This is a genomic window from Cellulomonas sp. Leaf334 (assembly GCF_001424195.1).
Taxonomy (GTDB): domain Bacteria; phylum Actinomycetota; class Actinomycetes; order Actinomycetales; family Cellulomonadaceae; genus Cellulomonas.
On sequence record NZ_LMOO01000001.1, the window covers coordinates 1243945 to 1270659 of the forward strand.

At 74.6% G+C, this 26715-nt stretch carries 22 protein-coding genes and 1 pseudogene; 10 read left to right on the forward strand and 13 right to left on the reverse strand.

Going from position 1 to position 26715, the window contains the following annotated elements; all coding sequences use genetic code 11:
* Positions 1 to 14: 14 nt before the first annotated feature.
* Complete coding sequence (locus ASF78_RS05485; RefSeq protein WP_235518403.1) at positions 15 to 1094, reverse strand: NAD-dependent epimerase/dehydratase family protein; 1080 nt, start codon at positions 1092 to 1094, stop codon at positions 15 to 17.
* Positions 1095 to 1162: 68 nt separating this feature from the next.
* On the opposite strand from ASF78_RS05485, the gene ASF78_RS05490 reads away from it, so the two are divergent.
* Positions 1163 to 2563, forward strand: coding sequence for a zinc-dependent metalloprotease (locus ASF78_RS05490; protein ID WP_056585549.1), 1401 nt, complete (start codon positions 1163 to 1165; stop codon positions 2561 to 2563).
* A gap of 217 nt (positions 2564 to 2780) precedes the next feature.
* Here ASF78_RS05490 and ASF78_RS05495 read toward each other — a convergent pair.
* A pseudogene (locus tag ASF78_RS05495) lies at positions 2781 to 3374 on the reverse strand (SprT-like domain-containing protein); the annotation flags it as partial.
* Positions 3375 to 3565: 191 nt separating this feature from the next.
* Here ASF78_RS05495 and ASF78_RS22705 point away from each other — a divergent pair.
* A complete protein-coding gene (locus ASF78_RS22705; protein ID WP_146844118.1) occupies positions 3566 to 3724 on the forward strand; it encodes a DUF5679 domain-containing protein in 159 nt (52 codons plus the stop codon).
* Between the two features lie 133 nt (positions 3725 to 3857).
* Positions 3858 to 4877: a hypothetical protein gene (locus ASF78_RS05500; protein ID WP_056585551.1), complete on the forward strand. Its 1020-nt coding sequence runs from the start codon at positions 3858 to 3860 to the stop codon at positions 4875 to 4877.
* A gap of 10 nt (positions 4878 to 4887) precedes the next feature.
* Here ASF78_RS05500 and ASF78_RS05505 read toward each other — a convergent pair whose 3' ends face one another.
* From ASF78_RS05505 to ASF78_RS05515, 3 genes are all read right to left on the reverse strand, one after another.
* Positions 4888 to 5241, reverse strand: a complete 354-nt coding sequence (locus tag ASF78_RS05505) for a WhiB family transcriptional regulator (protein WP_056585554.1) — start codon at positions 5239 to 5241, stop codon at positions 4888 to 4890.
* Positions 5242 to 5381: 140 nt separating this feature from the next.
* Positions 5382 to 5567 carry a hypothetical protein gene (locus tag ASF78_RS05510; protein ID WP_156374047.1) on the reverse strand — a complete coding sequence of 62 codons (186 nt, stop codon included), beginning with the start codon at positions 5565 to 5567 and terminating at the stop codon, positions 5382 to 5384.
* A 149-nt stretch (positions 5568 to 5716) separates the two neighbouring features.
* A complete protein-coding gene (locus ASF78_RS05515) occupies positions 5717 to 7717 on the reverse strand; it encodes an ATP-dependent helicase (protein ID WP_056585558.1) in 2001 nt (666 codons plus the stop codon).
* Positions 7718 to 7887: 170 nt separating this feature from the next.
* On the opposite strand from ASF78_RS05515, the gene ASF78_RS05520 reads away from it, so the two are divergent.
* On the forward strand, positions 7888 to 8148 hold the full coding sequence (locus tag ASF78_RS05520; RefSeq protein ID WP_056588212.1) for a mycoredoxin: 261 nt from the start codon (positions 7888 to 7890) through the stop codon (positions 8146 to 8148).
* Here ASF78_RS05520 and nudC read toward each other — a convergent pair.
* Positions 8141 to 9115 (reverse strand): NAD(+) diphosphatase, encoded by a 975-nt coding sequence (gene nudC / locus ASF78_RS05525; protein WP_369816303.1) that lies wholly within the window; start codon positions 9113 to 9115, stop codon positions 8141 to 8143. The genes ASF78_RS05520 and nudC overlap by 8 nt on opposite strands.
* Positions 9116 to 9245: 130 nt before the next feature.
* Here nudC and ASF78_RS05530 point away from each other — a divergent pair, with 130 nt between their 5' ends.
* Together ASF78_RS05530 and ASF78_RS05535 are read left to right on the forward strand one after the other, a co-directional pair.
* Positions 9246 to 10193 carry a phosphotransferase gene (locus tag ASF78_RS05530; RefSeq protein ID WP_056585559.1) on the forward strand — a complete coding sequence of 316 codons (948 nt, stop codon included), beginning with the start codon at positions 9246 to 9248 and terminating at the stop codon, positions 10191 to 10193.
* Positions 10190 to 10888 (forward strand): tyrosine-protein phosphatase, encoded by a 699-nt coding sequence (locus ASF78_RS05535; RefSeq protein ID WP_056585561.1) that lies wholly within the window; start codon positions 10190 to 10192, stop codon positions 10886 to 10888. Before ASF78_RS05530 ends, ASF78_RS05535 begins: the two co-directional genes overlap by 4 nt.
* Before the next feature lie 117 nt (positions 10889 to 11005).
* Here ASF78_RS05535 and ASF78_RS05540 read toward each other — a convergent pair whose 3' ends face one another.
* The 3 genes from ASF78_RS05540 to ASF78_RS05550 form a co-directional block, all read right to left on the reverse strand.
* Positions 11006 to 14602: an ATP-dependent DNA helicase gene (locus ASF78_RS05540; protein ID WP_082494807.1), complete on the reverse strand. Its 3597-nt coding sequence runs from the start codon at positions 14600 to 14602 to the stop codon at positions 11006 to 11008.
* Positions 14599 to 17799 carry an ATP-dependent DNA helicase gene (locus ASF78_RS05545; RefSeq protein ID WP_082494808.1) on the reverse strand — a complete coding sequence of 1067 codons (3201 nt, stop codon included), beginning with the start codon at positions 17797 to 17799 and terminating at the stop codon, positions 14599 to 14601. Before ASF78_RS05545 ends, ASF78_RS05540 begins: the two co-directional genes overlap by 4 nt.
* A 63-nt stretch (positions 17800 to 17862) precedes the next feature.
* Positions 17863 to 18801, reverse strand: coding sequence for a DUF3152 domain-containing protein (locus ASF78_RS05550; protein ID WP_235518404.1), 939 nt, complete (start codon positions 18799 to 18801; stop codon positions 17863 to 17865).
* Positions 18802 to 18848: 47 nt separating this feature from the next.
* On the opposite strand from ASF78_RS05550, the gene ASF78_RS05555 reads away from it, so the two are divergent.
* Entirely contained in the window at positions 18849 to 19517 is a 669-nt protein-coding gene (locus ASF78_RS05555; RefSeq protein WP_056585563.1) for a TetR/AcrR family transcriptional regulator, read from the forward strand.
* A gap of 93 nt (positions 19518 to 19610) precedes the next feature.
* On the forward strand, positions 19611 to 19835 hold the full coding sequence (locus ASF78_RS05560) for a DUF3107 domain-containing protein (RefSeq protein WP_055915598.1): 225 nt from the start codon (positions 19611 to 19613) through the stop codon (positions 19833 to 19835).
* A 68-nt stretch (positions 19836 to 19903) separates the two neighbouring features.
* Here the strand turns inward: ASF78_RS05560 and ASF78_RS05565 are convergent, their stop codons facing one another.
* The gene (locus ASF78_RS05565; RefSeq protein WP_056585565.1) at positions 19904 to 20590 is read right to left on the reverse strand and encodes a ferritin-like fold-containing protein; all 687 of its coding nucleotides are present in this window, start codon (positions 20588 to 20590) and stop codon (positions 19904 to 19906) included.
* A 333-nt stretch (positions 20591 to 20923) separates the two neighbouring features.
* On the opposite strand from ASF78_RS05565, the gene ASF78_RS05570 reads away from it, so the two are divergent.
* Complete coding sequence (locus tag ASF78_RS05570; protein ID WP_082494951.1) at positions 20924 to 22696, forward strand: DEAD/DEAH box helicase; 1773 nt, start codon at positions 20924 to 20926, stop codon at positions 22694 to 22696.
* Between the two features lie 50 nt (positions 22697 to 22746).
* Here the strand turns inward: ASF78_RS05570 and ASF78_RS05575 are convergent, their stop codons facing one another.
* Entirely contained in the window at positions 22747 to 23370 is a 624-nt protein-coding gene (locus ASF78_RS05575) for a MarC family protein (protein ID WP_056585568.1), read from the reverse strand.
* Positions 23367 to 24209, reverse strand: coding sequence for a PHP domain-containing protein (locus ASF78_RS05580; protein ID WP_056585569.1), 843 nt, complete (start codon positions 24207 to 24209; stop codon positions 23367 to 23369). Before ASF78_RS05580 ends, ASF78_RS05575 begins: the two co-directional genes overlap by 4 nt.
* 38 nt (positions 24210 to 24247) lie before the next feature.
* On the opposite strand from ASF78_RS05580, the gene ASF78_RS05585 reads away from it, so the two are divergent.
* Positions 24248 to 25774 (forward strand): aminopeptidase P family protein, encoded by a 1527-nt coding sequence (locus tag ASF78_RS05585; protein WP_056585571.1) that lies wholly within the window; start codon positions 24248 to 24250, stop codon positions 25772 to 25774.
* Between the two features lie 180 nt (positions 25775 to 25954).
* Here the strand turns inward: ASF78_RS05585 and ASF78_RS05590 are convergent, their stop codons facing one another.
* Positions 25955 to 26644, reverse strand: coding sequence for a general stress protein (locus ASF78_RS05590; RefSeq protein WP_056585573.1), 690 nt, complete (start codon positions 26642 to 26644; stop codon positions 25955 to 25957).
* Positions 26645 to 26715: the final 71 nt, after the last annotated feature.

Genomic DNA, 26715 nt, shown 5'->3' on the forward strand with positions numbered 1-26715 from the left:
GGCACCCGCACCGTTCACGGGCGCCGCCGGGCGCGTGCCTGGCGCCACACGGCCGCCGTGCCGATGAGGGCCACCGCCGCCCCCGCCGCCCCGAGCGCCGCGGCATCCCTGGTGCCGACGCGCCGCCCGGCCACGGCGACCCGGCCCTGGACGCCTTCCAGCAGCACGTCCAGGCAGGCGGCGCTCGACCAGCGCGCGGCCCAGCCCGCGTCACGCAGCCGGTCGGCCGCGACCGTCCACGGATAGACGACGAACGCCAGCTCGGAGGCCGGCGCGGGCAGCACCCCGACGCGGTGCAGGCGCTCGGCGGTGCCGAACGCGGTGGTCGCCGCCAGCTCGATCCGTCGCATGCCGGCGGCCGTCTCGACCTCGGCGGGTTCGAGCACGTCCTCCGCGCCGACCGTGAGAGCGCCCGTGAGCCGGTGCGCCACGGCGAACCGCGCGGCGGCCGCGAGGTCCTCGACGTGGACGAACTGCCACTGCCGGACAGCACCCCGCACCGTCAGCAGGCGCGGCGCCTCGAAGTGCCGCGTCACGAAGGTGTCGATCCCCACCCCGACCACCGCCGCGGGACGCAGCACCGTGACGAGCGGAGCCTTGCGACGCCGGGCGCGCTCCAGCACGGCCTCGGCAGCCAGGAGGTCACCGACCAGCCCTTCGCGGGCCGCCTCGTCGACGCGCGGGAGGGCGTCGGCGTCGTGGATCACGGGACGGTCCGCCCACGCGCCGTGCACGACGGCCGACCCGATCGACACGACGTGCCGGGCGCCGACCGCCCGCGCGGCGCCGAGGACGCGCTGCGTGTGGGCGACCACGGCCGTCTCGCGCTCGCGACGCCCGTTGACCGGGGAGCCGACGAGGTCGCCCGGGTGGAGGACGAGCACCACGACTCCTGCGCCGACCAGGTGGTCCTGCGGGTTGTCGGCGGGAAGCTCGTCGATCGTCCGCACGTCCTCGCCCCATGCTGCGGCGACAGCAGACGCGATGGGTCCGCGGCCGACGACGACCACGTCGTCGGCCAGGACCGGTCCGACCGGCCCTGCCCCTGGGTCGCCACCGCGTCGTGTGCGCCCTGAGCGAATCTGCTCGCCCACCGTCCCTCGTTCCTGTGCTGCGCGGTTACCGTGGTTCGCAGCCGGCCCTATCGTCGCAGGAGGTCCACGTGAGCCCCGACAACTCCGCCGTCCCGGGAGCCGATGGTGGCGTGCCCGCCTGGGAGCAGGTGATGCGCGCGATGCTGGGCGACGGCGCCGACGAGGCGATCCGCGAGCTGCAGGAACGCGGCTTCGACCCCGGCGCGATGGCCGCCGCCTCCGGCCTCCCCGATGACCCGGCGGCGCTCCAGCAGGTGTTCGCGCAGGTCCAGGCCCTGCTGGCCGCGTCCGGCGACGACCCGGTCAACTGGCAGATGGCGCACGACCTCGCCCGCCAGCAGGCCGCGGCGGGCGGCGACCCGTCGCTGACCAGCGCCCAGACCCGCCAGGTCCTCGACGCGCTCGCCGTCGCGGAGCTGTGGCTCGACGCTGCCACGGACCTGCCGCCGTCGACGGGCACACCGCGGGCGTGGAGCCGCGCGGAGTGGGTCGAGGCGACCCTGCCGACGTGGCGCACGCTGACCGAGCCGGTGGCGTCCTCGCTGTCGGTCGCGCTCGTCGGTGCGCTCGGGGGCGCCCTGCCCGAGGGCGCGCCGGAGGACCTCGCGCTCCCCGGCGGCATCGAGCCCGGCCAGCTCCTGCGCCAGCTCGGGTCCGCCGTCTTCGGCATGCAGGTCGGCCAGGCGGCGGGCACCCTGGCCCACGAGGTGTTCGGCACGACCGACATCGGGCTCCCGCTGCTCGACCGGCCGACGCCCGCGATCGTGGCCGCCAACGTCGATGCGTTCGCCGAAGGGCTCGATGCGCCGGCCGAGGAGGTCCGCCTCTTCCTCGCGCTGCGCGAGGCGGCCGCCACGCGCCTGTTCACGCACGTGCCCTGGCTGCGGGCCCACCTGCTCGCCACCGTGGAGGCCTACGCGCGCGGCATCACCATCGACGCCGACCAGCTCGAGGAGGCCGTGCGCTCGATCGACGTGACCGACACGGCGGCGCTCCAGCAGGCGTTGTCGGGCGGCGTCTTCGCCCCGCACACCACGCCCGCGCAGAAGGCCGCGCTCGAACGGCTCGAGACCGCGCTGGCCCTGGTCGAGGGCTGGGTCGACGAGGTCACCGCCACGGCCGCGCTCCCCCACCTGCCGCACACGATGGCGCTGCGCGAGATGATCCGTCGCCGCCGCGCCGCCGGGGGGCCCGCCGAGCAGACGTTCGCCAACCTCGTCGGCCTCGAGCTGCGGCCCCGGCGCCTGCGCGACGCGGCGGCACTCTGGGCGCAGATCACCCGAGACAACGGCGCGACCGCGCGCGACGCCGTCTGGGACCACCCCGACCTGCTGCCCGGCACCGAGGACCTCGACGACCCGGCCGGCTACGCGGGTCGTCGGGCGACGGCCGTCGACGACGCCGCCGAGGTGGACCGTGCCCTGGCGGAGATCCTGGGCGAGGACCCGAACGCCGACTCCGCCCCCTGACCGGCACGACGAGCGCCTGCGCGTCGTCGGGCACCGACGATCGCGCTCGGCCGCACGCGGTGACCGGGACGATCCCGCGTCGCCGGCCTCAGCTCCGGCGCTCGGACCCCAGGTCGTCGAGCTCGAGCTCCAGCTGGCCGACCGGCCCGTCGTCGACCTCGTCATCGTCGTCGGGTGGGAAGTCCTCGACGTCCACCTCGTCGGCGACGACGCCGTCCGGCTCCTCGACCCCGCCGTCGTCGACCTCGTCCTCGCCGACGACGTCGTCCGCCTCGGTCGCGCCCGGCGGTCCGTGCGCGCCGCGCTCGGCCGCGTACGCGTACCCCTCCAGGAACCCCCGGGCGCGCAGCGTGCGGGGGTAGGCGTCGAGCACCGCCCAGAACTCGGGCCCGTGCCCGGCGTGCAGCAGGTGCGCCAGCTCGTGCAGCAGCACGTAGTCGAGCACCCACCGCGGCATGCCGCGCACGCGGTCGGAGATCCGGATGGTGCCGTCCGACGGGGTGCAGGAACCCCAGCGCCGCCCCTGGTTCGTGGACCAGCGGACCGTCGTCGGCCGCGCCCGTCCGTCCAGGTACTTCACCGACAGCTCCGTCGCCCGCGCCATCAGCTCGTCGTCCGACGGGCGCCGCCGCCGCTCCTGGGCCGCGAGCCGGGCCAGCATGCGGCGCACCCACTCGTGCTCCTGGGCCCTGGTGAACCGTGCCGGGATGGCGACGATCGTCCGGTCGCCCTCGCGCCAGGCGGTCACCGTGCGCACGCGTTTGCGTGAGCGGCGGATCTCCACCTGCGACAGGTCCTGCGTGGGCTGCACGGAAGAACGCTAGCGCGGGACACCCACGCGGCCCTGTTCTCCCACCGCCGCACGGCGCGTCCTGCACGATTCCGCGGGCTGGGGGCCCCTCGACTACTACTGTGAAGGTCGCGCGGGCGTGGCAGCACCACCACGCCCGGCCGCCGGCCGGCGGTTCCCCGGTCCGGTGCAGGACACCGAGGGAGGGCCCCATGGCAGAGACATATGCAGGAGAGTTCTACTGCGTGAAGTGCAAGGAGAAGCGCCAGGCGGAAGGGGACGTCGTCGTCTCCGAGTCCGGTCGGAGGATGGCCAAGGCCGTCTGTCCGGTGTGCGGCACCAAGCTCAACCGCATCCTCGGCAAGGCCTGAGCTCCACCCTTTCTCGCCCGAGGGCATCGTCCGTCCGGACGGTGCCCTTCGGCATGCTCGAGGGCTGTGGATGACGCGCACCGGGAACCGGCCGCCGATGCGACAGTGACGCCCTCGTCCTGAAGGGAGCTCCATGCGACTGCGTGCCGGGCTGCGGGTGCTGCGACGGACCGCGACGGAGGTCCAGGTGGGGACCGATCCTCGGTGGGCGGTCCGCCTGCCCGACCTCGCACCAGCCGAGGCGGACCTGCTCCAGGCCGTCGACACGCGCACGGACCTGACCAGGGTCGCGGACCTGATGGCCGGGCGCGACGTCGACCCGGACCGGGTGCGGGCACTCGTCGACGCGCTGACCGATGCACGACTGACGACGGGTGGACCGCAGCGTGCCGTCCTGCGCGGACCTGCGGCCGTGGACGCCGCGGTGTGGTCCCTGCTGCGCGCCGACGGGGACGGCGACAGACTCGTCCGGGCGCGGGCGGACCGGGCGGTCGCGGTCCTCGGGCTGGGCCCGACGGGACTCGGCATCGCCGTCGGTCTCGCGGCGGCGGGGGTGGGCACCCTGCTCGTCGACGACGAACGACCCGTGCGCTCGACGGACGTCGGTCCGTGCGGGTACCGGTGGGCCGACGCCGGTTCGGTGCGCGAGCACGTGACGGCCCGACTGCTGCGGGACGTCGCCCCGCACGTGTCCACCAGCTCCGACCGCCCTCCCGACGTCGTCGTCCTCGTGGAGGACGACGTGGCGGATCCCGGGCGCGGACCGGTCCTCGTCGCCGGCGGCATCGTCCACCTCGGCGTCGTCGTCCGCGAGGCTGACACGGTCGTGGGCCCGTTCGTGGTGCCCGGTACCGGCCCGTGCCTGCGCTGCCTCGACCTGCACCGCGCCGACGCGGACCCGTCGTGGCCCACGATGGTCGCGCAGCTGCACGACGGCGGGATCGCCGACGAACCCGGACCGGTCGCCGCGGTCTGCGCAGGTCTCGGCACCGCGGCCGTGCTCGCGCACCTGGACCGGGCACCCGGACTCCTGCCGGGTGCGACGTTCGAGGTGTCCCTGCCGGACGTCGTCCCCCGCAGACGCACGTGGGCGGTGCACCCCGAGTGCGGGTGCACCGCCCTCCCGGCGTCGCTCGTGGGCGCGCCGGGCTGAGTCGCCGCCGTCAGGCCGCGGGAACTGCGTTCTTCCGGGGACGACCACGACCACGCTTGGTCGCGACCACCACACCGCCGACGAACACCTCGCCACCCCACACGCCCCACGGCTCGGCGCGGTCGATGGCGCCGGCCAGGCACCCCTCCATCAGCGGGCACTCACGGCACAGGGCCTTGGCCTGCTCGACCTCGGCGGTGCGCTCGGCGAACCAGAGCTCGGGGTCGTTGGACCGGCACGGGATGAAGTCGGCGACGAGCTGGTCGAACGTCTGGTGGTCGTCGGTCGTCGAAGTGCTGTCGGTGACGGGCCACTGGCCGGATCCGCCCTGGTTCACCGTGTCGAGCAGCGTCGTGAGCCGCACGATGTCCTCCTGATGTCCTTGCTGGTGAGCGTGTTGCGTCGGTGCCGGACCGACTGCCAACCCGTTCACCCGACGCATCGGGAGAACAGAAAGGCCGCGGGTCCGAGTTCGGACTCCGCGGCCTGTGCCTCGATAGGAGGTCAGATCATGGGAGTCCGGGTCTGGTGCGTGCGGGGATCGGTCGCCGTGCGACGCTTCGACCCGCCGATGAGCTCGAGGGCGCCGCCGCCGATGGGCAGAGCGATCCCCTGGAACCAGACCGTGGTGGGTGCGACAGATCGCGGCAGGAACGCGTAAGCGTTCGACATGTCGATCTTTGTGTTCATCGGTGCACCCACCCCCTCTCCGGCTCGGACCTTCGCCTTCCGGCGTGATCCCTCAACAAGGACGTCGCCCAGACTAGAACCGGGCTCGCACAGGGGACAACCGAATAAACGAACTTTCGCCGACGAGTTTCTGCCATCGCCCGATCGGCTCAACGAGCGGGCTCCCGGACGGTCGCGCGCACGGCGGCCAGGACGTCCTCGCCGATGTCCGCGAGCGTCATGGGGCCGACCCCGCGGACCGCACCGAGCTCTTCGAGCGTGCGGGGGCACCGCTCGGCGATCGCGCGGATGGTCGCGCTGGTCAGGACGGAGGCGGGCTGACGTCGCAGCTCCGCCGCGTGCGCGTCCCGCCACGCGGTCAGACCGTCGACCACGGCCTGCTGTCGGGCGTCGAGGTCACGCCGCGGGACACCCGGCCTGCGCCGCTCGTCCGGCCACAGGTCCGTGAGGAACCGCGACACGCCACGGCTCGCGCGCGACCGCGGGTGGCGGGCACGGGAGTACGACAGCTGCAGGTGCTCGCGGGCGCGGGTGATCCCGACGTAGAGCAGGCGCCTCTCCTCGGCCACGGTCGCGTCCGTCTGCGCCTGGACGGTCGGCAGGAGACCGTCCGACAGCCCGACGAGGAACACCGCGTCCCACTCGAGGCCCTTGGCGGCGTGCAGCGACGCGAGGGTCACGCCCTCGACGGTCGGCGCGTGCTGCGCCGCCGCGCGCTCGTCGAGCTCCGCGACGAGGTCGGAGACGGTGGGCGGACCGTCACCCGACGGCGGGGCTGCGGCGAGGGCGTCGGCGAGCGAGACCAGGGCCTGCAGCGCGTCCCAGCGCTCGCGGCCCGCTCCCCTGCCCTCGGGCGGCGTCTCGGTCCAGCCTGCGCTGCGCAGGATGTCCCGGACGGACTCCGGCATCGGCGTTCCCGGGTCCGCGGCGCGCGCCCCGCCGCGCAGCAGGACCATCGCCTTGCGCACGTCCGCGCGCGCGAAGAAGCGGGCGTTCCCGCGCACCTGGTACGCGATGCCCCGGTCCGCGAGCGCCGCCTCGAACGCCTCCGACTGCACGTTGGTCCGGAACAGCACCGCGATGTCGGCGGCCGCCACGCCGCCACGCACCAGGGTCGCGATCGCGTCCGTCACGCCGGCTGCCTCGGCCTCGTCGTCCGGATAGGTCACGTAGGAGACGTCCGGTCCGTCCCGGCGCTGCGCCCGCAGCTCCAGCGGCGCCGGTCCCCCCGCCTTCCGGGACGCGTGCATCACGTGGTTGGCCAGGGACACCACCTGCGGGGTGGAGCGGTAGTCCCGGACCAGCTCCACGGTGGTCGCGCGCGGGTACGTCCTGATGAACGTCGTGAGGTGGTGGGCGGACGCGCCGGCGAACGAGTAGATGGTCTGGCTCGGGTCCCCGACGACGCACAGCTCCTGCCGGCCGCCCAGCCACTGGTCGAGCAGGTACTGCTGGAGCGGGCTGACGTCCTGGTACTCGTCGACCACGAAGTGCTGGTACTGCTCCCGGACCGAGTCGGCGACGTCCCTCCGCTCGGCCAGCATCGCCGCGAGCAGGAGCAGCACGTCCTCGAAGTCGATGACGCCCTGCTGGTCCTTGGCCGACTCGTAGGCCGCCATCAGACGGGCCACCGACTGCGGGTCGATGCCGGCCGGGCCGGGCCGGTCGGTCGCGGCGGCGGCCTTCGCGTAGTCGTCGGGGGTGACCAGGCTGACCTTGGCCCACTCGATCTCGGACGCGAGGTCCCGCACGCTCTCGCGGTCGGTCTCGAGCCCGACCAGCTGGGCCGCGTGCGCGACGAGCTTGACCTTCTGCTCGAGGATGCGCGGCGGCGGCCCGCCCACCACCTTGGGCCAGAAGAACCCGAGCTGCCGCAGGGCCGCCGCGTGGAACGTGCGCGCCTGGACCCCGGGTGCACCGAGCAGCCGGAGGCGCGTGCGCATCTCCCCGGCGGCGCGCGCAGTGAACGTCACGGCCAGCACGTTGGCGGGGCGGTAGGCGCCGACCTGGATGCCGTACGCGATCCGGTGCGTGATCGCGCGCGTCTTGCCCGTCCCCGCCCCGGCGAGCACGCGCACGGGTCCCCGCAGCGTGGTCGCGACGGCACGCTGCTCGGGGTCGAGGGCGTCCAGGAGGGCTTCGGCGGACATCGGGCACAGTCTCTCAGCACCTGCCGACACCCTCGTCGCCACCCTGTGCACATCGGGTACCGTCACCCGTCCGCGCGACGCGGGAAGAACCGGGCGCGCACGGACGTTTGATGCCCTGGGCGACGACCTCGCCCCGACCACGCCTCGACCACTTCGACCCCGAGGGACCGATGACCACGCAGACCCTGCCCGACGCCGGCACCATCACGATGTACTCCACGACGTGGTGCGGGTACTGCCGCCGGCTGAAGACGCAGCTCGACTCGGCAGGGATCGGCTACACCGAGGTGAACATCGAGGAGCACGCCGACGCGGCGTCGCTGGTCGAGTCCCTCAACGACGGCAACCAGACGGTCCCGACGGTCGTGTTCCCCGACGGGTCCGCGGCCACGAACCCGTCGCTCGCGCAGGTCCGCGCCCGGCTCAGCTGAGCGGTCCCCCGAACCACTCCTCCACCAGCGCCCGCGCGATCGACGCGCGCCCCGGCGGGATGACGTCACCCGCCCGCACCGCCGCGGAGAGCTCGTCGCGGGAGAACCAGCGGGCCTCCGTCAGCTCGACGCCGTCCACCATGACCTGCGTGGACACCGCCGAGGCGCGGAAGCCGATCATGAGCGACGCCGGGAACGGCCACGGCTGGCTCCCCCGGTAGGCGACGTCACCGACGAGCACCCCGGTCTCCTCGGCCACCTCCCTGCGGACGGCGTGCTCCAGCGACTCCCCCGCCTCCACGAATCCCGCGAGCGTCGACCACCGGTCGGCCGGCCAGTGCGCGGCGTGCCCGAGCAGGATCCGGTCGTCGGCGTCGACCACCGCCATGATCACCGCGGGGTCGGTGCGCGGGTAGTGCTCGGAGCCGTCCTCGACGCACACCCGCGTCCACCCGGACTGCGCGACGCGGGTGGCCGCTCCGCACCGGGGGCAGCGCGGGTGCCGGGCGTGCCAGGCGTCGAGAGCGACGGCGGTCGTGGCCAGTCCCGCCTCGTGCGCGGTCAGGTCCGCGCCGATGTCGCGCAGGGGGGTCCACACCAGACCGTCGGGAAGTCCGGCCGCCGACGCGTGACCCGTGGGGACGGCGTGGACGAGGACGTCCGACGCCTCACCGATCCGCGGGGCCGGGCGGCGGTCGGCCACGCGCCTGGCCAGGTACGTCTCGCCCGCCTCGCCGCGCCCCAGGAGGAGCCAGCCGTCGTCGTCCGTGACATCCACCGGGACCTGCGACGGCCCGAGGAGCGCGACGCGCGACCCCGAGGAGGTGACGACGGCGCCGTCGCACACGAGCAGCACCCGGGTGGCGTCGTCGGTCAGCGCCGCGGCGACGAACCCGTCCTCGGTGCGCGACAGCGCAGCACGGTCGACGCCGGCACGGGACAGCGGAAGCTCATCCGGAACGATCACGCCGGTCACCGTACGCGGCGACGCACCGGTCCGCGCACGGGCCCGCAATCAGGCGGCACGGGAGCAACCGGGCGAAGACACGCCGAGCGGCTCGGCCGGGACCGCCCGGTGACCCGCCTATCCTGGACGGGTGGTTCGATCCCCTCTCGCCCTCGCCGCGCTGGCGACCGTCGCCGTGCCGGGACTCGACGCCTTCGACGTCCGGCGGCCCGCCCAGCCCGGGTCCGACTACGACACGGCGGTCGTCATCGACGCCCACCGCAACCGCTGGGTCGTCCGCGCACCGCAGCACGCCGCGGCCGGCGCCGCGCTCGAGGCCGAGATCGTGCTGCTCGCCATGCTCGCCTCCGAGGCCGAACGGGGGAAGCTCCCCTTCGACGTCCCGGCACCCGTCGGGTTCGCGCACCTGCCCGAGGGCGGGCGCGCAGCCGTGCACACCGAGATCCCCGGGGAGTCGCTGCGGCTGGACAGCCTCGCCCCCGGGCCCGGCCTCGCGGCCGACCTGGGTCGCGCGATCGCCGCGGTGCACGAGCTGCCGACCGTGCTCGTCGAGAACGCGGGCCTGCCCGCCTACGACGCCGGCGAGTACCGCAAGCGTCGCCAGGCCGAGGTCGACGAGGCTGCCCGCACCGGCAAGGTCCCGCCCGCCCTGCTGCGGCGCTGGGAGGATCGGCTCGAGGACGTCGCCCTCTGGCGCTTCCGCCCGACCGTGATCCACGGCGACCTCACCAGCGAACGCGTCCTGGTGCACGGCGACAAGGTCACCGGCATCCTGCACTGGGGCGACGCCTGCGTCGCGGACCCCGCCGACGACCTCGCCTGGCTCCTGGTCGCCGCCCACCCGGACACGACCGACTCGATCATGGAGGCGTACCAGCTGCGCCGGACCGAGCTCACCGACCCGCACCTGGCCGACCGCGCCCTCCTCGCCGGGGAGCTCGCGCTGGCCCGGTGGCTGCTCTACGGCGTGCGCACGCAGGACCCCGAGATCATCGACGACGCCGTCGCCATGCTGGAGGAGCTCGACGCGCACACGCGCGAGGAGCAGGACGCACAGGCCGAGTCGCTGCTGGCATGACCGACCGCTCCGTCAGCTGGGGTGGCCTGCACAACGCACGCGACCTCGGTGGGCTGCCCACCGCGACGACGGTCACACGTGCGGGACGCATCTTCCGCACCCCGCGGCTGGACGGACTCGACGCGCAGGGCTGGACGGAGCTGGTCGGCGCGGGCGTGCGGACGATCGTCGACCTGCGCCACCCGCACGAGATCACACCTCTCGCGCTGCCGACGGGGGTCACGCGGCTGCACCGCCCCGTCGAGGTCTGGGAGGACCGCGACTTCATGGCGCGCTGGGGCGACGTGCTCGACTCGCCGGAGTACTACCGGGCGAACCTCGCGCTCTGGCCCGACCTGATCGTCGACGCCCTGCGCGCCGTGGCGCACGCCCCTGACGGAGCCGTCGTCGTGCACTGCTCGGCCGGGCGGGACCGGACCGGTCTGGTCACCGCGCTGCTGCTGTCCCTCGTCGGGGTGCCGCAGGAGGCGATCGTCGACGACTACACGGCCGCGGTCGTCGCGATGAACGACTACGCGCTCGCCGGCCTCAGCGACGAGACCGGTCGATCCCCCGAGGAGCTCCGTGCGCGGTTGGCCGAGGTGACGGGCCACCTCCGCGCGTTCCTGTCCGACCTCGACGTCACCGCCTACCTGACCGAGCACGGCATGTCCGCCGACGAGCTCGCGCGGGTGAGGGCTCGGCTCCTCGACTGAGCCGCGCGTCCGGGACCGCGCCCGGGTTCAGGTCCGGGTGTTCGGGTGCGTGCGCGGTGGCTCGGGTTCGCTCGTGCGGGAGCGACGCGACGGCGCGGGTCCCGTCGGCGGACCCGCTCAGTCGACGTCGAAGAGCGTGGGCACGACCGGCTGTGCCGGCCGACGCGTGGGAGCCGCCTTCGTGCCCTCCCAGCCGGGCCGGCGGTGCGTCGGCGCGTTCGTCCTCGAGCCGCGCCGGTTCGGCCGCGACTCGACGGCACCGGCCCCCTGCGGACCCTGCGCGCGTGTGGCCGAACGCAGCAGGGCGGTGATCTCGGCCTCGTCGAGCAGCCGCTCCGGGTAGACGGTCGCGCCTGCACCGACGTAGCAGAACGCCGCGCGCACCTGCTCCAGCGGCGTACCCGTCCAGCGCGACCACGCGAGCCGGTAGACGGCGAGCTGGAGCTCACGGGAGGCCCGGGCGGCCTCGTCCTTCGGCGGGGAACCCGTCTTCCAGTCGACGACGACGACGGCTCGCCGAGTGTCCCCAGCCGTGCGGGCGGGGTCGGGGAACACGGCGTCGATGCGGGAGCGCAGCACGTACCCGTCGACGGAGATCTCGATGTCCACCTCGACCGCGAGCGGTGACCTGTTGGCCCACTCGGTCGCCAGGAACGCGTCCCGGAGCGCCAGCTCGTCGAGGTCGAGTCCCGCCGAGTCGTCGTCGGCGCCCGGCAACGCGTCGACGTCCACCAGGGACGCGCTGCCGTACCAGCCCTCGACCCACGCATGGAACCGGGTACCCCGTCGGGCCTGCGGCGAGGGCTCGGCGGGCACCGGTCGGCGCAGGTGCTGCGCGAACTCTCCCGGGTCGCTCTCGAGTCTGACCAGCGCGGATGCCGACAGGTGCGCGGGGAGCTCCACCTCACCGGACGGCGTCCGCACCCGCTCGCGCTCGGCCAGCAACCGGTCGGCGAGGACGTCCCACGGGTGCGCGGCCGGCACCTCCGGGCCGCCGGACCGGTCGGGTACGTCGAGCGTCGTGTCCGGGACGACGACCACGGCCCGGCGGTCGTCGTGCGCCGCCATCGCCGCGCGGACCCGGACGGCCGCGTCCTCGACGTGCGCGCGGCGCGTCGACCCGACCTCGGTACCGAAGGGGTCCGCCGGCCAGGTCGCCGTCAGCACCAGTGACGCCCGGGGGTTGGAGCCACCCGCGTCCGGCACCTCCTCCCAGCCACCGGTCTCGACGAGCCCGGCCTCGGCGAGCTCGGTGAGGAACACGGAGACCTTGCGTACGCGGGAGCCGTCGCCCCACCACGCCGCGGTGAGGAGCAGGTCGGAGCGGGCACGGGTCAGCGCGACATAGGCGAGCCGACGTTCCTCGGCGACCTGGTGGTCCCCCGCGTCGAGCACGAACTGCTTGCGCCGCTCCTCCAGCTCCTTGGGGTCCTCCGCGCCCGAGTGCGCGAAGACCGGGAGGTCGTGACGGTCGCCACGCAGCGGGTACGGCAGCGAGCCCAGGCCGGTGAGCCAGGCCGAGTCCTTCGGTCCGTCCTTGCCCTGGGTCGCGGTGGCGGGCAGGCCGCCGTCGACCAGGCCCGCGACCGCGACGACGTCCCACTCGAGGCCCTTGGCGGCGTGCACCGTGATGAGCTGCACCGCGTCGGGATCGGGCTCCGAGACCGGCATGTCGAGGCCGTTCTCCCGGGTCTCCGCCGCTTCGAGCCAGGCGAGGAAGCCACCGAGGCTCGGGTGGTCGGCGGAGCGCGCGAACTCGACGGCCACGTCCCGGAACGCGTCCAGCTGCGCACGCGCCCGCCCCGGCGAGGTCCGTGCACGCGCGGCGACCTCGATGTCGAGCCCGAGCAGCCGCTCCGCCTCCCCGACCAGCTCCGGGACGGAGAGGTAGCTGTGCGCACGCAGCGCCCGCAGGGTCACCGCGAGGTCGGCCAGGCGGGCGCGACCGACCGCGCTGAGGGTCCGGCCGCCGCGGCTGGTCCAGCCCTCGGCGGGGAGCTCGGTGATCGCGTCGAGCGCGTCCACGATGCTGCGCTCGTCGACGGCGTCGGCCTCGACGACGACGTCGGACGCGTCCTGGGAGGGGTCGGTCGCGTCGGATGCAGAGGGCACGTCCAGCACCGGACCGCGACCCCCGTCACGCCGCCGGGTGCCGTGACGCGCGGCCAGCTCACCGGACCAGGCCGCGAGCGCGTGCAGGTCGGACGCCCCGAGCCGGGTGCGCGCCCCGGTGAGCAGCCGCATGAGCGCGTCACCGCGGGACGGGTCGTGCGCGGTCTGCAGGAGGGCCACGAGGTCGACGACCTCGGGGGCGGACAGGAGCCCGCCGAGGCCGACGACCTCGACGGGGAGCCCCGCATCCCGCAGCGCACGGCGCAGGGTCTCGAACTGGGACCGCTTCCGGCAGAGCACCGCGGCCGTGACCCGGTCCCGCCCCGCGCCGGCGGGCCGCCACCGGTCGCGGACGAACTGTGCGACGGCCCGCGCCTCGTCCTCGACGGTCTCCGCGACGTGGGCGTGCACCCGGCCGTCGCCGGCACCGGGCCGGGCGGCGAGCACGGGGACGGCCACGCGGGTCGCGGACGCACGCAGCGGCGCGGCGACGTGGTTGGCGGCCGCGAGGATCAGGCGGTCGTTGCGCCACGACGTGGAGAGCTGGTGCACGTCGGCCGGTGTACGGGTGCCGTCGGCGTGAACCTGCGGGAACGACGTGGGGAAGCCTTCCAGACCGCCCGCGCTCGCGCCGCGCCACCCGTAGATCGACTGGTTCGGGTCTCCCACGGCCGTCACGGGGTGCCCACCGCCGAACAGCGCGCCGAGCAGGGTGAGCTGGGCGTAGGAGGTGTCCTGGTACTCGTCGAGCAGCACCACCCGGAACCGCTGTCGTTCCCCGGCGCCGACCTCCGGCACGTCCAGGGCGAGCCGGGCCGCCAGGGCGACCTGGTCGCCGAAGTCGATCGCGTCGGCGGCGCGCTTGCGGGTGCGGTACTCGGCCACGAGCTCGAGGACGCGGACCCGCTCCCCCAGCGACCGCATCAGCTTCTTGACCTCCGCGTAGGGCTCACGCGGCGGTGTGCCCGCGGGCGTCGCGGCGAGCCCGTCGAGGATCTCCTCGATCCCGGACCGGGCCTGGACCGCGTCGAGCAGGTGCTCGTCCAGTGCGCCCGACAGCGCGAGGACCGCCTCGATCACGGTGGAGGTCGCGGCGTCGGTGTCGAGGTCGTCGCTCCAGGCCTCGACCACCTCGGAGGCCAGCTGCCACTGCGCGGCCTCGCCGAGCAGGCGTGCCGACGGGTCGAGACCGAGCCGCAGCGCGTGGTCGGACACCAGGGAGGCCGCGTAGGAGTTGTAGGTGGAGATCGTCGGCCGCGCGAGTCCCGCCAGTCCGTCGGTCCGTGCGGCGTCGACGGTTCCCCCGAGGACCAGCCCCTCGGCGGCTGCCGACCGCGCGAGGGTGCGCAAGCGCTTGCGCACCCGCTCCGCGAGCTCCCCGGCCGCCTTGCGCGTGAACGTGAGGCCGAGCACCTGGTCCGGCTCGACGATGCCGTTGGCCAGCAGCCAGACCACGCGGGCCGCCATCGTCTCCGTCTTGCCCGAGCCCGCACCCGCCACGACCAGCGACGGGGCGAGCGGCGCCTCGATCACGACCCGCTGCTCGGGGGTCGGCGGCGGCTGGCCCACGAGGGCGGCGATCCGTGCCGCGGACAGCGTCATGCGACCACCTGTCCGCCCTCGCCGCGGACCGGGCACGAGCGCCGGACCGGGCAGCGGTCGCAGAGGTCGTTGGCGGTCGCCTCGAACGTGGACGCGGCCATCCTGTCGGCCACCTGGTCGACCAGAGTCCGCGCCCAGCTGGGTCCGTCGACCTCGGGTCCGAGCGGCTCCTGGGACCGGGTCACCGCGGTCACCCCGGCACCGAGGAACACGAGCTGCGCACCGCCGCTCGTCGTGCCGTCGGGCAGCCCGTCGAACGCGCCGGCGTCGACCGCGAGCTGGTAGGCGCCGAGCTGCGGGTTCTCGGCGGCCTTGCTCACGCTCGGCGGGCTGGCACCGGTCTTGAGGTCGACGACGCGCACGACGGGCCCGCCGGCACCGTCCTCGACCAGCTCGATGCGGTCGACCGACCCCCGGAGCGACGCCCTGTCGGTGTCGACGGCGAAGGCGCCCTCGACCAGCAGCGGCTCACCCGCGTTCCGCAGGTACACGGCGAGCCGGTGCACCATCGCGTCCGCCTTGCGCCGGGTGGCCAGGGCGGGCCAGCCTGCGCCGAGCCCCAGCTCCGCCCAGCGCCGGTCGAGCGCGGCGGACAGCTCGGCCTCCGTGCCCTGCGGGTGCTCCTGCGCGATCGCGTGCAGCAGCGTGCCGAGGTTCTGCCCCCCGCTCGCGGTCGAGGTCCCGCCGGCGGCCTCCAGCGCCCACCGCAACGCGCAGCGCTGCGCGGTCTCGACCTTGGACGGCGAGACCGGCACGCGCGTGTCCGCGTCCCACAGGGGTGCGACGCTGGACGGCTCGGCGAGGCCGTGCCACTGCGCGGGGTCGGCGCCGGGCACGTCGGCCGCCGCGAGCCGTGCGAGCGTGCGCGCCGCCGCGGGGTCCGGATCGACGCCGTCGACCGCCGCCTGCTCGAGGTGCGCCCGCAGCTGCGCGACCAGGCCGCGCAGGTCGAGCGGCGCGGGCACGCTGGTGCGGCGGGTCTCGCCCTCGTCGTCGGACGGCTCCACGAGCTCGAGGAACGGCGACGGCTGCTGGTCGGTGTCGTCGACCGCCGTCACCAGCAGCGACCGGCGGGCACGCGAGCACGCCACGACGAACGACCGGAGCTCGTCGGCCAGCACCGCGTCGCGCGCGGCGGCCGCCGTCTCGGCGTCGTCGGCGGCGCCGGGCACAGCACGGCCGGCGACGACATCGACGAGCGCCTGCGCGCCGAGGAGCGAGTCGCGCAGGCGCAGGTCGGGCCACGCGCCCTCCTGCACACCGGCGACGACGACGAGGTCCCACTCCCGCCCTGCGGCCCCGGCCGGGGTCAGCACCTGCACGGACGCGCGGCGGGCGCGTGCCGCGAGGGAGTCCGACGGGAGGTCCTGGGCCTGCAGCCAGTCGACGAACGCAGCCGGCGTCGAGCGCGGCATGCGGTCCACGAACGTCTCGGCTGCGCGGAACAGTGCCAGCACCGCGTCCAGGTCGCGGTCCGCCCGCTCACCGGCCGCGCCCCCGGCGAGCGCGGACCGGCGCCAGGGCTCGGCCTGCTCGGCCGCGTCCCACAGCGCCCACAGGACGGTCTGCGCATCGGCGCCCACCACGGCCGCGGCCAGACGCCCCGCCTCGAGGACCCGGGCGAGGCGTGCGACCGGCCGGGCGCCCGGGACGTCGGTCGCCGCGTCCGACCCGAGCGCCTCGACGAGCAGCGAGTCGCTGGTCCGGCCACCCCCCTGCGCCAGCTCGTGGGCGCGCAGGGCGCGCCGGACCCGGCGCAGGCCGACCGTGTCCAGCCCTCCGAGCGGCGAGCACGCCAACCGGGCGGCGGTGGCGGCATCGAGCGTCGCCGCGCCGACGCAGACCCGCATGGCGTCCAGGAGCGGCCGTGCCGCCGGCTCCTCGCGCAGCGGCACGTCGCTGCCCAGCACGCTCACCGGGACCGAGGCCCCCGCCAGGGCCCGCCGCAGCGCGGTCACCTGGGCGCCGGACCGCGCGACGACGGCCATCTCGGACCACGCCATCCCGCGTTCGACGTGCGCGCTGCGCAGCGCGTGCGCCACGAACGCCGCCTCCTGCGCGGTGCTCGGCAGCACCGCGACCCGCACGTCCCCGTCACCGGGCCGCGCCGCGACCGCCCGCCGGTGCTGCACCGCACCGACCGCACCGACGCGCTCCGCGACCCGCCCGACGACCGACCGCAGCCCGGCGTCGTGCCGCCACGCGGTCCGCAGGACGATCGTGCGCGCACCGAGCTCGCCGGGTCCCGACCCGTGCACCGCAGCCCGCCCGACGAGCGACGGCGTCGCACCCCGGAACGTCTGCACCGCCGCGTCCGGGTCCGCCAGCAGGAGCACCCGCGCGCCGTCGGCGGCGAGGACCTGCAGCAGCCGGGCGGTGGCCGAGGTGCTCTCCTGATGGTCGTCGACGACCACGAGCCGCCAGCGCGGGCGCACCGCACCGGACACCTCGTCCTCCCACGTCAGCAGCGCCTGGGCGGCCTCGTCCACGACGACCGCCGGGTCCAGCCGGGCGCCGAGGTCCGGGGTGCCGGCACGCAGCTGCACGACGTCGAGGTACTCCTCGTAGAGGCGGGCCGCGCTGGCCCAGGCAGGACGGCGGTGCGCGTCGGCGAGGGCCGCGAGGTCCACCGGGGTCAGGCCGCGCTCGGCCGCGCGCATCAGCAGGTCGCGCAGCTCGTCGCGGAACGGGCGCAGGCCGAGCACGTCGGGCCGGACCTCGGGGGGCCACGCGAGCGGCACGCCCTCACCCGCGGCGTGCCCCGCGAGCAGGTCTCCGAGCAGCAGGTCCTGCTCGGCGCCGGAGACCAGGGTCGGGACCGGGTCGCCCAGGAGGGACGCACGTGCCCGGAGCACCGAGAACGCGGCCGCGGCGGCGGTCTGCACGAGCGGTCGCCCCGACGTCCGCCGCAGCCGTGCGGACACCCGGTCCCGCAGGTCGGCCGCGGCCCGCCGGCCCGACGACAGCACCAGCACGTCCTCCGGGGACAGGCCGCCCTCGACCGCGGCGACGACCGCCTCGAGCGCGACCGTCGTCTTGCCGGTCCCGGGAGCACCGAGCACGAGCACCGCGGGGTCCGTGGCAGCGACCGCCTCAGCCTGCTCGGGATCCAGCTCCACGAGGGCACCGGCACCGTGCTCGGGGACGTCCGCGAACGCCGGGCGCACGAGGCGCAGGGCGTGCGGGGAGCCGGTCACGTGCCGATCCCATCACGAGCCACCGACACCCCGGACGTACGACCCGCGCACCGGGGCGAGCTGTCAGGGGAACGGCCAGGGGTTCGGCACGCACGGCGCCGCCCGGTAGCTCTGCTGCTGCATCAGCGGCGCCGGCTGACCTGCACCGGGACACGTCTCGTGCCGGTGCCCGAGCAGGTGGCCGACCTCGTGGTTGACGAGGTACTGCCGGTACCCCGTCTTGTCGACGCCGTACTCCTGCGTGGCCAACACCCAGCGGCGCAGGTTCAGCACGGCACGGCCGCGCGTCCCGCACGACACCTGGCCCTCGGTCTCCAGCGGCGCGCACAGGTCGTCGACCGTGGTGGGCGAGGCGAGCAGGACACGGAACTCGGCCTCGCCGTCGGTCCGCGCGAACGACAGCGACCCGTCCGCGCCCCACCCGCGGGGGTCGTTGAGCGTCGCCATGACGGTCGCGGCGAAGGTGGGCCCGTCCACCTGCAGCCCGTCCTCCACCTCGACCCGCACCGTGCGGACGGCACCCGTCCCCGGCCCCGGGTCGGCGCCCGGGACGACGCTGAACGTGCCTGCGGCGGCCTCGACGACGTCGGCCGAGAGCAGCCCTGCCGCGACGTCCTGTGCGGTCAGACCCGGAGGCAGGGCGACGATGCCGGGCGGCGGGTCGGTCGGCAGCATCCCCGGCGGCACCTCCACCGGCTCGAGGACGCGCAGCTCACGGCCGGCGGACGCCCGGCTCTGCGACCCCGCCCGGTCGACGGTCTCGGCAGGTGCGGGCGACGCGGTGCCGAGCGCCGCGTCGACCAGCGCGGCGGTCCGCGGGGCGTCCGCGGCCCAGAGCGCGCTGCCCGCACCGACCGTGAGCCCGACGACCGCCACGACGGCGGGCAGGAGACGCCCTGCGGGCCGGCCCCGGCCCGTGCGGAGTCGACGACGAGGGACCGACGGTCGCAGGGACGCGCGCGTCGGTCCCTGGTCCGTCCGGAGCGGTTCCGGGGTCGTCACCCGGTCATCGTCGCATCTCGGACACGTCCCGTGGCTACCATCGCGGGATGACGGACGGGACAGACGACACGACCCCGCGGGCACGCAGCCCGCGGATGGCTCGCGACGAACGCCGCGCCCAGGTGCTGCGCATCGCCCAGGAGCTCTTCTCCTCCGAGGGCTTCCACCACGTCTCCATGGACGACATCGCCGAGCGGGCGGAGGTCAGCAAGCCGGTCCTCTACCGCCACTTCCCCTCGAAGCTCGACCTGTACCTCGCCGTCGTCGACCAGAACGGTGCGGACCTCCTGGTCGCCGTCGACGCCGCCGTGCAGGGGATCGAGCAGGGCCCGGTGCGCCGGGGCGACGGGCGCGACGTCATCGCCGCGATCGTCGAGGCGTACATCATGTTCGTCGAGGGCGCAGGAGAGTCGTCCGCGCTGCTCTTCGAGTCCGACGTGACGCACGACGCCGACGTGCGCGCCCGGGTCGAGCACGCCTCCTCCGAGGCGGCCCGTCGCATCTCCGTGGTCCTGTCGCAGGTCACAGCGCTGCCGCTGGACGACGCGAGCATGCTCGCGGTCTCGTTGATCTCCATGGCGCAGGGCGCGGCGACGTACCGGCTGCGCCAGCCGTCGGCCGCCGGGCCGGAACGCACCGTCGAGCTCGTCACCCAGCTGGCCTGGGGCGGGGTGTCCGCGTTGATCCGGCCCGACTTCGAGTACGAGGACGCCTAGGATCGGACGACGTGCCACGGCCCACCGGCAGTGGCAGACCGGAACGACCCCCGAAATACCACAGCGTGGAGTGAGGACGTGAAGGAGATGACGGTGGAGATCACCATCGGCGTGCAGAACCTGCCTCGGGAGATCAGCCTCGAGTCCGACCAGACGCCGGACGAGGTCGCTGCCGCCGTGGCCGCCGCCCTGAGCGGACGGCCGGCCCTGGAGCTCGTGGACGTGCGTGGCCGTCGGGTCATCGTGCCGACCGCGAGCCTCGGCTACGTCGAGATCGGCTCCGAGTCGAAGGGCCGCGTCGGCTTCGGCAACATCTGACAGCGCGCACGACGAAGCCCCGCACGGATCCGTGCGGGGCTTCGTCGTGCGGTCAGGCCCTCAGGCGGTCAGGCGGTCAGGCCGAGGCGGCTCATCCGACGCGTGTGCTGCGCCGTCAGCTCGCCGAAGAGCTTCGTCGGCGGGTTCGCGGACCCGCTGGAACCGACGGAGACGAGTCGGACCAGGGCCGGCCGCTGCACCAGGAGCCGCTGCACCACGCCGAGCGCCTCGCCCACCAGCCGCCGGCCCCACAGCGCGAGCCGGGCGGTGAGCACGCCGTCGGCGGACCCTGCGGCGTCGAGCTCCGCGACGGCCAGCTCCGCGTGGGAGGCGTCGTCGAGGACCTCGAGGACCACCGCGCGCGAACCCGCGTCGAGGCCCTCGGCCGCGAGCCGGCAGAAGTCGTCGGCGACGCCGTACCCGACGTAGGCCTTCAGCAGCCGCTCCCACCACGAGCCGGGCTGCGTGCGGGCGTCGAAGTCGTCGAGCACGTCGTCGTACTGGCGCACCGCCGCGACCGGGTCGCCGCCGATCTCGGTGATGCGGGCCAGGACCCGGTCTCGTCGTTCGACCGCGGCCGACGCGAAGCGGCTGAGCTCGAGACGCTGCTCGATGGTGGGGGCCAGTGCGGAGTCGGCGGCGAGCCGGGCGAAGGCCACGTGCTCGAGCTGCGCCACGAGGCCGAGGAGCTCGATCGCGTCCGAGTGCTCCAGGGTGCCCACCTCAGGAGTGGCCTCAGTGCGCGTCGTCGTCATCCGAGGATCGTAGCCCCGGCGGGGCGACGACCGGCCTGCCGGAGGCGTCGGATAGACTGTGCAGGTAATTCGGTTGCCCGGTCGTCTAGGAATCCCCGTTCGTTCGACGATCAGACCCATTCTCGCGCAGCCCCGGACCCGTCCGGACGACGCGCGCGAGTCGACTTGCACGATCGGCTGCCGGCCAACCCGCGTGGTGAACTCCGCTGTCGCCCGGGACGCTCCGACACCCGTCGGCCCCGGCCGCGCGCGGCACACCACCCTTCGCAGTGAAGAGTCCTCGTGACCACCACCGACGAGACGCCGGAGCAGGTCTCTGCTCTGGCCGAGCCCATGACCCGACCCCTCAAGAACACCTGGTCCTCCGTGCAGGCCGTCGAGGCCTCCTTCGCGGACTTCGACGTCCGCCCGGAGATCGTGCAGGCGCTGGCCGACGCCGGCATCACGCACCCGTTCCCCATCCAGGCGATGACGCTGCCCGTCGCGCTGTCCGGCCACGACATCATCGGCCAGGCCAAGACGGGCACCGGCAAGACCCTCGGCTTCGGCGTCCCGCTGCTGCACCGCGTGGTCGCCCCCGGCGAGGAGGGCTACGACCAGCTCCCCCACGCCGGCAAGCCGCAGGCGCTCGTCGTCGTCCCGACGCGTGAGCTCGCCGTCCAGGTCGCCGGGGACCTGGCCACCGCCAGCTCCCGCCGCAAGGTCCGGGTGCTCCAGGTCTACGGCGGGCGCGCGTACGAGCCGCAGATCGCCGCGCTGAACACCGGTGTCGACGTGGTCGTCGGCACGCCCGGCCGCATGATCGACCTGCTCAAGCAGAAGCACCTCGACCTGTCGCACGTGAAGGCGGTCGTGCTCGACGAGGCCGACGAGATGCTCGACCTGGGCTTCCTGCCCGACGTCGAGACGCTGCTGGCCGCCACCCCCGCGAGCCGTCACACCATGCTGTTCTCGGCGACGATGCCGGGCGCCGTCGTCGCGATGGCCCGCCGCTACATGACGCAGCCGACGCACATCCGCGCCGCGGACCCGGACGACGACGGCCAGACCGTCAAGAACATCAAGCAGGTCGTCTACCGCGCGCACGCCCTCGACAAGGTCGAGATGCTGGCGCGCATCCTGCAGGCTCGCGGCCGTGGCCTGACCATCGTCTTCGCCCGCACCAAGCGCACGGCCGCCAAGGTGGCCGACGACCTGGTCGAGCGCGGCTTCGCGGCCGGTGCGCTGCACGGCGACCTGGGTCAGGGTGCCCGCGAGCAGGCGCTGCGCGCGTTCCGCCACGGCAAGGTCGACGTGCTGGTCGCCACCGACGTGGCCGCGCGCGGCATCGACGTCGAGGCCGTCACGCACGTCATCAACTACCAGTGCCCCGAGGACGAGAAGACCTACCTGCACCGCACCGGCCGCACCGGCCGCGCGGGCGCCAAGGGCACCGCGGTCACGTTCGTCGACTGGGACGACATCCCGCGCTGGGGCCTGATCGACAAGGCACTCGGCCTGGGCATCCCCGAGCCCATCGAGTCGTACTCCTCGTCGGCCCACGTCTACGAGGACCTCGACATCCCCGAGGGCACGAAGGGCCGCCTGCCGAAGTCGCAGCAGACCCGTGAGGGCCTGGGCGCGGAGGTCCTGGAGGACCTGGGCGAGACCGGCAAGCGTGGTGGGGGCAGTGGCGGGCGTCCGGGGGGCTCGCACTCGGACCAGATCCGGGGCAACCGCGGTGGCGACTCGCGTCGCGGCAGCGACTCCCGCGGTGACTCCCGCCGGGGTAGCGACACCCGATCCGGTGACACCCGGTCCGTCGAGAACCGGACCGCGTCCGCCCCGCACGCCCAGGCGTCCGCACCGAGCGCCGAGCGCCCGGCCGACGAGTCCGGTGAGCCGCGCGAGAGTGGCAGCCGCCGCCGCCGTGGCGGCCGTGGCCGGGGTCGCGGTGAGGGCGGTGCCGAGGGTACGGAGACGACCTCGAACGCACCTGCCGCGGAGCAGGGCACCGACGGCCCGACGACCGGAGGCAGCCGGCGCAGCCGCAGCCGTCGGCGCACGCGCAGCGGTCAGACGGTCGAGGGCGGCAGCGCCCCGCAGGCGTCGGCCACCGAGGGCTGACAGCAGACGGACGGACGGGGTGCGGCTCACCTGAGCCGCACCCCGTCCGTCTATGCCGCTTTGATGAAGGCTTCCACCGCGTCGGCCACGAGCTGCACCGCGATGGCGGCGAGCAGGAGGCCCGCGATCCGGGTCACGAGGATGGTGCCGGAGTCGCCCAGGATGCGGTGGATGACGTTCGCGAACCGCATCGCCAGGTAGAGCGAGACGTGCACCGCGACGACCCCGGCGGCGATCGCGGTCCAGTCGGGGAGGGTCTTGTCGGACTGCTGGACGAACACCATGGTCGCGACGATGGCACCGGGGCCGGCCAGCAGCGGGGTGCCGAGCGGCACGAGCGCGACGTTGACCTTCCCGTTCCCCGACGGTTGTGGCTCCTCCATCTTGCCGGTCAGCAGCTCCATGGCGATGAGCAGCAGGAGCAGCCCGCCGGAGGCCTGCAGCGCGGGCAGCGTGATGTGCATGTAGTCGAGCAGCGACTGCCCGAACAGGGCGAACGCGACGATGACGCCGAGCGCGACGAGGACGGCCTGCCGTGCGGCCCGGTTGCGCTGCTGGCGGGTCATCGCGCCGGTGAGCCCGAGGAAGATCGGGACGACACCGGGCGGGTCCATGATCACGAACAGCGTGATGAACACGGACGCGAACAGGTACGCGTCGAAGAACTCGCTCACGGCCGGACCACCTCCGTCGCGCCCTGCTCCTCGATCGCCGCGAGCACCTCGGGCGTGGTCACGTTCTCCCCGAGCCGGTTGGCCTTCCCGGTGCCGTGGTAGTCGCTGGACCCGGTGACGAACAGCCCCAGCCGGTCGGCGATCGCGGTCAGCCGCTCGCGCTGCGCCGGCGAGTGGTCGCGGTGGTCGACCTCGAGGCCGCCCAGGCCGGCCGCGGCGAGCCGGTCGAACACGCGGTCCGGCACGATCCGGCCGCGGGCGTCGGCCCCGGGGTGCGCGAAGACGGGGACCCCGCCGGCCACGCGGATCGCGCGCACGGCGTCGGGCCCGTCGGGCGCATAGTGGGGGACGTGGTACGGCCCGGCGGCGGACAGCAGGTGGAGGAACGCGGTGTCCCGGTCGGGCACGATCCCGAGGGCCACCAGGGCGTCGGCGATGTGCGGGCGGCCGACGACGACCGCGTCGCGGGAGTGTGCCAGCACGTCGTCCCAGGTGATCGGCACGTCGACCGAGAGCAGGTCGACGATCGCCCGCGCCCGGCTGAGCCGCGCGTCGCGGGTCCGGTCCAGCTCGACGGTGAGCGCCGGGTGCGTCGGGTCCTGCAGGTAGGACAGCAGGTGGATGCTGATCCCGTGGGCGCGGGCCGAGACCTCGGTCCCCCGCACCAACGCGATCCCGTGCTCGTGGGCCGCCTCGGTCGCCTCGGCCCAGCCCGCCGTCGTGTCGTGGTCGGTGAGGGCGACCACGTCGAGCCCGGCCGCGGCCGCCTCGGCCACCACCCGTGCGGGTGCACCGGTCCCGTCCGACGCCGTCGAGTGGGTGTGGAGGTCGATGCGCACGGCCTCACGCTAGTCGGGCTGAGTGGGAGGATGACGCCATGAGCGAGGACCTGACGCCCGAGACCCCCACCGAGCAGCCGCTGGCCGATCGCGGGAGCAACCGCTCCCAGCGCCCCAGCTCGCCGGAGTTCGTCCGGTTCATCACGTCCGGCTGGGGCGAGCGGGCGTCGTCCACCCTCGAGCGCAGCCCGGCCGCCGACCACACGTCCGCGCGGCGTTCTGCGCTGTCGGCGCAGTTCCCCGGTGAGCGGCTCGTCGTCCCCGCCGGCACGTTCAAGCAGCGCTCCAACGACACGGACTACCGCTTCCGCCCCCACTCCGCGTTCGCACACCTCACGGGCCTCGGGTCCGAGCAGGAGCCGGACGCCGTGCTCGTCCTGCACCCCGTCGAGGACGGCTCCGGCGACGACGGCAGCGGCCACCACGCCGTCCTGTACATCCGCCCGCTGGCGGGACGGGACACCGAGGAGTTCTTCTCCGACGCGCGCTACGGCGAGTTCTGGGTCGGTGCGCGCCCCACCCTGGAGGACCTCGAGACGCTCACCGGGGTCAGCACCGCGCACCTCGACGACCTGCGTGACGCGCTGGCCAAGGACGTCGGCGTGGACGGCGTGCAGGTGCGGGTGGTCCCCGAGGCGGACGCGGCGATCGAGGAGCTGGTCGAGGAGATCCGCGCGACCGAGGCCGCCGGCGAGCGGGACGAGAGGCTGGCCGAGGCCCTGTCCGAGCTGCGGCTGGTCAAGGACGCGCACGAGATCGAGCAGATGCGCCTGGCCGTGGACACCACGATCGACGGCTTCGAGAAGATCGTCCGTGCCCTCCCCCAGGCCGTCGCCCACCGCCGTGGCGAGCGGGTCATCGAGGGCACGTTCATCGGCCACGCCCGGGTCGAGGGCAACGCGGTCGGCTACGAGACCATCGCCGCGTCCGGCGAGCACGCCACGACCCTCCACTGGACCGACAACGACGGCCAGGTGCGTGCGGGCGAGCTCGTGCTCGTGGACGCGGGGGTCGAGGTCGACTCGCTCTACACCGCGGACATCACGCGCACGCTGCCCGTCGACGGCAGGTTCACCGAGGTCCAGCGCCGCATCTACCAGGCGGTCCTCGACGCGGCCGACGCCGCGTTCGTCGCCGCCGTGCCGGGCGCCCGGTTCCGGGACGTCCACGCGGCCGCCATGAAGGTCATCGCCGAGCGCCTCGCCGAGTGGGGGCTGCTGCCCGTCACCGCCGAGGAGGCGCTGCTCCCGGAGAACCAGCACCACCGCCGCTGGATGGTGCACGGCACCAGCCACCACCTCGGTCTCGACGTGCACGACTGCGCGCAGGCGCGCGCGGAGCTGTACCTCGACGGGATCCTCGAGCCGGGCATGGTGTTCACCATCGAGCCCGGCCTGTACTTCAAGTCCGACGACCTGCTCGTCCCCGAGGAGTTCCGCGGGATCGGCGTGCGGATCGAGGACGACGTCCTCGTCACCTCCGACGGCAACGAGAACCTGTCGGCCGCGCTGCCCCGCGAGCCGGACGCCGTCGAGGCGTGGATGGCGGGCCTGCTCGGCCGCTGAGGGTGTCGATCGGGGTCACCGGTCGACGTCACCTCGTGTGAAGGGACATCCCGACACAGGAGGCTGACATGGACCCGAACCTCGCCCTGCTGTTCTCGAGGGCCGCGACGATCCGCCTGGTGCACGGCGGCATGGCCGACGGGCCGCAGGTCGACCCCGCCCCGACCTTCCGGGAGCGCCTCAGGGCGCGGTCGGCGGGCCGGACGACGGCCCGGGCTGGTCGGAAGGCGGTCCGCTCGGCGGAGCGGGTGGTCCGGGCGGCGGAGGCGGCGGCACGCTCGGCGAGCCCCACGGCTGGGACCCCGCAGCCGGTGGGTACGCACCCGACGGATCCGACGGGCTGGTGGTGGTGAGCGGGGCCGGTGGGCGCGCCGGCCAGCCGGACTGCACGCCACCGATCTCACGCAGCAGCTCGCGCGCCTTGTGCGCCTGCTCCTGCCGGCACAGCACCGCGTACGACGACGCGACGATCTGGCTGGTCGACGTGAAGTCGCGCTTCCCGCGGGAGAACGAGTACGTGAGGATCGCGAACAGCAGGCCGAACGCGCCACCGATGAAGATCGCGGGGACCAGCGGGCTCTGCGCACCGGGCGTCGTGAAGAGGCTGAGCAGGAGCCCGACGAACAGGCCGAACCACGCCCCGGACAGGAACCCGCCGAGCGCCACGCGAGGGTAGGAGAGGCGTCCGGTGACGCGCTCGACCATCTTGAGGTCCGTGCCGACGATGGTCACCAGCTGCACCGCGAACGCGTTGTCCGCGAGGTGGTCGACGGCCTTCTGCGCCTCGAGGTACGTGGAGTAGGCCGCGACGGTCTCACCCTGCGGTGGTGTAGGGGTGCGCGGGGGGCGGGCGTTACCGGAGAACGACATGTCGCGATCCTCTCCCAGGGCCGCACGGATCGCCAGGCCCGGTCGACGTGCGGGTGACGTGTGGTCCACCA